The organism is Bacillus sp. 522_BSPC, from assembly GCF_001076885.1.
In the GTDB taxonomy this organism is placed as follows: domain Bacteria; phylum Bacillota; class Bacilli; order Bacillales; family Cytobacillaceae; genus Niallia; species Niallia hominis.
On record NZ_JVDT01000222.1, the window covers coordinates 1 to 5757 of the forward strand.

At 38.6% G+C, this 5757-nt stretch carries 5 protein-coding genes; 4 read left to right on the top strand and 1 reads right to left on the bottom strand.

What is annotated here, in order from left to right:
- Position 1: 1 nt before the first annotated feature.
- Entirely contained in the window at positions 2-1363 is a 1362-nt protein-coding gene (locus ADJ83_RS18220) for an IS4 family transposase (RefSeq protein ID WP_048717268.1), read from the bottom strand.
- A 417-nt stretch (positions 1364-1780) separates the two neighbouring features.
- Here ADJ83_RS18220 and ADJ83_RS18225 point away from each other — a divergent pair, with 417 nt between their 5' ends.
- The 4 genes from ADJ83_RS18225 (at position 1781) to ADJ83_RS18240 (ending at position 5601) form a co-directional block, all read left to right on the top strand.
- A complete protein-coding gene (locus ADJ83_RS18225) occupies positions 1781-2395 on the top strand; it encodes an HD-GYP domain-containing protein (RefSeq protein ID WP_048718599.1) in 615 nt (204 codons plus the stop codon).
- A gap of 195 nt (positions 2396-2590) precedes the next feature.
- The gene (locus tag ADJ83_RS18230; protein WP_031536157.1) at positions 2591-3043 is read left to right on the top strand and encodes a MarR family winged helix-turn-helix transcriptional regulator; all 453 of its coding nucleotides are present in this window, start codon (positions 2591-2593) and stop codon (positions 3041-3043) included.
- On the top strand, positions 3040-3690 hold the full coding sequence (locus ADJ83_RS18235) for an HlyD family secretion protein (protein ID WP_031536156.1): 651 nt from the start codon (positions 3040-3042) through the stop codon (positions 3688-3690). The genes ADJ83_RS18230 and ADJ83_RS18235 overlap by 4 nt, the downstream gene beginning before the upstream one ends.
- 9 nt (positions 3691-3699) lie before the next feature.
- Positions 3700-5601, top strand: coding sequence for a DHA2 family efflux MFS transporter permease subunit (locus ADJ83_RS18240; RefSeq protein WP_048718603.1), 1902 nt, complete (start codon positions 3700-3702; stop codon positions 5599-5601).
- Positions 5602-5757: the final 156 nt, after the last annotated feature.

Genomic DNA, 5757 nt, shown 5'->3' on the forward strand with positions numbered 1-5757 from the left:
CTCAACTTTCGCAGAGTGATATCGGCAAATAAGCCTTGATATAATTAGGAAGGCCAGCGATCCACTGTTCAAGTTGACTTTGAATTATTTTTTTGATTTTCTTATTCGTTTGTTTAAGTGCATCTTGAAGAAGCTCGATCAATTGCTGTAATGCGACAGCCCAATCAAGTTCATTTACTTCATCGCATAATTCGTAAAACAGACCACCTATTGTGCGTTGATCGGTATTACAGCGATTCTGCCACGACAGAACGATAAAACGAGAAAACACAATCGTTGTATGGCAAATAAGCGCGTCATATGAACGGCTTTGGAATTCTTTTTCAAGTTTCAAAAGAGATTTGGCCGCCTTAAAGAATACCTCGATATCCCAGCGCATTCCATAGATTCGGACGATCTCCTGTTCTGAAAGAGTGCAGTCTGTGCTGAGGATGGCAAGCCAGTCGCTTTTCTTATTTCTGTTTTGAATGAATACCACTTTAATTGGTGTTCCATTAGCCATGATCGTATGGATGGAACGAAGAATTCCTTTCTTGGATTGAATGGGTCCAGCTAGGCGGTATAGTTGCTTTAAAGAAACCATCTCCCCGTTTACGTTATAACGTTGTTTTGTTTCTTTGACCATACCAATTACGTCTAATCCTTGATCCACAATAGACTTTACAAGTGGTGGCAATGTAAACCAAGAATCCATAAGGACATAACTTGCATCTATCCCATTGGCTAATGCACGTTTAATCATGTCAGGAACTTGTTCAGGCTCAGTTTGTAATGCATTTTCTCGACGCTTGTATCCACAAGTACGTTTATCAATTTTTTCAGAGATACCATTGATTTGAGACTTTTTTGAACTGACTAAAGAAAAGTCAATTGGCATAAATGTATAGCCATCTGACCAGCCCAAAGTGAGCATACGAAACCCCTTAAAGAAACGCATTTTCAGGGAAGCATGATCAAAACAACGAGCGAGAAGCTCTACCTTTTTACTACGATTTCGGTCATACGCAGAATCATCGATAATCAGTACTTTTGGACGCTCTTTATTCGTAAGGCGAGTCACCTTTTGAATAGTAAAAATGCTCAACAGTAGTAAGAAACGGCGCCAATTAAAAGTTGATTGGTTTAAAAAGCGATAGACGGCATCTTTGGCTGGAAACTGATCGGCTTTCTTTGAATCAAGAAGTGAAAACCAATTTTTGTGCTGGAAAATCAAACAGAAAACAAGCTGAAATAAGTAGGAACAGCTGAAACCGAAGGATTTTTTAATTCCTGCTTGGCGCAGGTGTTTATTCATTTCAAGCTCAGAAAAAACCGAATTAAGTTCTTTTGGTAGTTGATTGTTTTGGCTATTTTGGTCTATCATATAGGGAGCACCTCTTCTGTATGGTAGTGTTTTCTCTACAATTACACTATACCAAAGAATGAGGTGTTATTTCATTTTATTAAACACTGTCAAGCAACATATTTAATAGACCATAGACGCAATACAACTAACGATTTGCACTTATTTTTTTGGTGCGAAAGTTGAGTTTTATTTATTAATATCATATTGAATCTCTGTATTTTTGAAAATCACGAAAACTATTTTATCTTCTATATTCTATGTTCCATTTTTCTAGGAATCGGCTTTTATCAAAGTCCCTTTTGGGTAATTTTCTTACTTACTTTCTTGGTAGTTTCCTGTAGATTTTTTTTCATCAAAGATCAATCACTCACTATGTCTACCTTTATTACCTATTTATTGACCTATTTACTAATCAGCCTTATTTCGGTTGGCCTTATGTCTAGAGTTCAAAGAGTGCTTGAAGATAACTTAGCGTTAACAAAGGTGCTTTCCAATGCGTTAGATTCTAGAGATTCCTATACGATGCATCATTCTAAAAATGTAGCAAAATATGCCATGGAAATTGCAGAAGAAATGAATTTACCCCCTTCTTTATGCCATGTCATTCATATCGGAGGCCTGCTTCATGATATTGGAAAAATTGGCATACCAGAAAGCATATTAACAAAGCCCGGAAATTTAACCAAGGAAGAATATGAATTAATTAAATCGCATCCAATAAAGGGATACGAAATTATTAAACATGTGAAGCAATATAAGAATAATGGCATACTCGATATTGTCCTCCATCACCATGAACGATTTGATGGTAAGGGATATCCAAAAGGGTTAAAAGGAGAAGAGATTCCATTAGTTGCTCGGATTGTTGCAGTTGCCGACAGCTTTGACGCAATGTCATCCCAGCGCGTCTATCGACAGGAACTCCAATTAGCCCACATCCTAGAAGAAATAAAATGTAACAAAGGAAAACAATTCGATCCAATTGTAGTTGATGCCTTTCTATCTTTAATCGAAGACAAGGATAATCCATTTAAGAATAGAAGAAACTAAGATAGCGAAAATATTTTTCCAGCGTTAAATCGTTCGACCGCCTTTTGGTACAAAATGCTATAGCCTATATAACGAAAGCCAACCCAAATAACTCCTCTTAAGAAAACAATTGACTAAAGTAAAAATATATGCGAGAATCCAATAGTTCGTATACGAACAGTTTTAATAAAAACAATAGAAAGGGAGAATTTTCAGATGAACGGGTCGTTAAATAACGAATTAATTCGCTCTTATTCCCGGATTCATAAAGCCTATAACCACCTTGTCCAGCTAGATGCGAACAAATTGGACTTAACAGCCGTACAGCTTAAAACACTGTACAGAATCTACTTCCAACCTGATATCGGAATCGGAGAACTAGCGACAAAGCTCTCTTTAACGAAAAGCACCGTTAGCGGAATTATCGATCGACTATCCCAACGACAATTAATTGAACGAACCATTCCTGAAGACAATCGTCGAGCGGTAAATATCCAACTAACGGAAGAAGGACACAGCATTATGAAACAATACTTTGCTGGAACATCTACTCTATCAAAAAAAGTTAAAGAAGTGATGGAGCTTCCTGAAGAAGAAATAAACAAAATACTAGAACTAAATGGGAAAATATTAGCCATTTTAAGTGAAATTGAGGAGGAACAACTATGAATAGTAAACGCATGATTTTATTAAATATTATCCTTTTAATCGTTTTAGTAGGAGGAGGATTTGCCGGTTATTACTTCTACGACCAATCAATCTCCTATATTAAAACAGACAATGCCCAAATCGCCGGACAACAAATTAGCATCGCATCACCAGCTACAGGGAAACTAACAGAATGGAAAGGCGAAACAGGTACTTCTTTTAATAAAAACCAAAAAATTGGTACTGTAGAAGTTGTAACAGAATCAGGGACAACTGATATGGATATTACCGTTCCAGAAAATAGCACCATCGTTCAATCAAGCGCCGTACCAAATACTTATATTGCAGCAGGAACATCCCTAGCAAAAAGCTATGATTTAGATAATCTTTGGGTTACAGCAAACATCGACGAAACAGACATCAATAAAGTAAAAGTCGGCCAAGAAGTAGACTTATACGTAGACTCCTATCCAGATACAGTTCTAACAGGTAAAGTAGACAGCCTAGGACTTGCAACAGCAGGAACCTTCTCCCTACTGCCAAGCAACAACAGCTCAGGAAACTACACAAAAGAAACACAAGTCATACCCGTAACCATCTCCATCGATAATTACGGCGGCCTAAAACTAATTCCAGGTATGAACGTTTCCGTAAGAATTCATAAGTAGGTGATGGATATGACCACTTACATCACAAGCTATATTATCGGAAGCATTCTCCTGCTCCTAATCATCAATCTTTTTTTACGAAAAAAGAAAATAGTGGCGAAACCAGAAAACGTCCTAGATGATGCAAAGAGGAATAATGACATTCAGCCATCCCTTGAAAAATCGGATCTAGCTAAACCTGTAGAAGCGTCTAAGGAAGCGGATGTGGGAGAAACTCATGAGGAACAAATAGAGTTAATTGAAGAGAAACGGGAGAATGAAAGTGCTGCTGAATCCTCTGTTGAGTTCCATGAGAAAGCTTCAGTAGAGTCGAAAGAGGAAGAGGAACTCTCACAAACGAAGGAAGCGAATAAGGAGAAAGCTCCTTATAAACCACTTGACACTGGCGAAGAAATAAACCGCGGCAAAGTAATTGTTGCCCTGATGCTTGGCGCATTTGTGGCGATTCTTAACCAGACCTTATTAAATGTGGCCATTCCACATATTATGAATGATTTAAATGTATCTACAAGCACCGTCCAATGGCTATCCACTGGATATATGCTAACAAATGGTGTGTTTATCCCAATCACTCCATTTTTGATAAATAAATTTGGAACAAGGAAATTACTTATTGGAGCGATTTCTGCTTTTACCATTGGTTCGGTTGTGTGTGCAACCTCTGTTGGTTTTTCCATGCTCTTAATAGGACGCATCATCCAAGCAGCAGGAGCAGGCTTATTAATGCCACTGTTGATGACCGTTTTCTTAATCATTTTCCCACCAGAAAAACGCGGAACAGCGATGGGCATTATGGGTGTTGTAATGATTTTCGCCCCTGCCATCGGTCCGACTTTATCTGGCTGGTTAATCGGCCATTACTCTTGGAGAGTATTATTCGAGCTAGTTATCCCTATCGGCATTCTCGATTTAATTATTGCCATTATTTGGATGAAGGATGTCACTAAAGTTTCGAATCCAGTCTTTGATACCATCGGCTTTATTACTTGTACTGTTGGCCTAGGATCCTTGCTATACGGATTCAGTGAGGCTGGGAACAACGGCTGGGATAGTAAAGTAGTTGTTCTTTCCCTTGTGATTGGTGTTATTTTCTTATGCCTATTCGTATGGAGAGAACTTACAACGGAAGCACCTATGATTGATTTGCGTGTATTCAAATATAGTATCTTTACTTTAACAACCTTAATAAGCATGATTGTAAATATGGCCATGTTTGCAGCAATGCTGCTTCTGCCTATATACTTACAAAATATTCGTGGCTTTACCGCATTGGATTCTGGATTATTAATGTTACCAGGTGCCATCATCATGGGAATCATGTCTCCAATTGCCGGAAAGCTATTTGACCGCTTTGGTGCAAGACCACTTGCAGTCATCGGTTTAATTATCACTGTTTTAACGACATGGGGATTCACCCAATTAACCATGCAGACATCCTATTCACATTTGATGATGCTCTATATTTTCCGGATGTTTGGTATGTCCTTTATTATGATGACCGTTATGACAGAAGGAATGAATCAGCTTCCCTTAAACTTAACAAGCTACGGTACAGCTGTATCCAATACAGCAAGAACCGTTGCCGGAAGTATCGGAACTGCTTTCTTAATCACCGTCATGACAAATCGTACAGCATTTCATTTAGATAACTATAACAACATCATCTCTTCTGCCAATCCGTTTATCGCAGAAAAGTTTGCACAGTTGGGTCAAGGGTTAGCAAGCCTAACTGGACTTCCAGTAGGAGCAGGTCAAACACTTGCCATCTCCACCATCTACGGAAAAGCAGCACAAGCATCTACCATCAGCGGAATAAACGACGCCTTTCTCGTCGCAACCATTATTGCCAGCATCGCCTTAGTTCTTTCCCTGTTTATACGTAGAGCCACAACCAGTTCCAAAGATAGTTAATAAAGGCAGTGTTTCCATCCCAGAGCATAGTAGTTGCTCTGGGATTTTTTTGGTGGGATGGGGAATGTGGGGTTCATTTCTTCTATAATCTCTGTTTCCATCTTTCTTTCTCTCGGGCTCAGAGACGGCTTCTCTGTTACCTTTTCCTCTGCTTTT

What these genes read in the sequence shown, in the direction of transcription:
- ADJ83_RS18220 (WP_048717268.1), bottom strand. Translation starts at nt 1,363, where the DNA reads ATGATAGACCAAAATAGCCAAAACAATCAACTACCAAAAGAACTTAAT.
- ADJ83_RS18225 (WP_048718599.1), top strand. Translation starts at nt 1,781, where the DNA reads ATGTCTAGAGTTCAAAGAGTGCTTGAAGATAACTTAGCGTTAACAAAG.
- ADJ83_RS18230 (WP_031536157.1), top strand. Translation starts at nt 2,591, where the DNA reads ATGAACGGGTCGTTAAATAACGAATTAATTCGCTCTTATTCCCGGATT.
- ADJ83_RS18235 (WP_031536156.1), top strand. Translation starts at nt 3,040, where the DNA reads ATGAATAGTAAACGCATGATTTTATTAAATATTATCCTTTTAATCGTT.
- ADJ83_RS18240 (WP_048718603.1), top strand. Translation starts at nt 3,700, where the DNA reads ATGACCACTTACATCACAAGCTATATTATCGGAAGCATTCTCCTGCTC.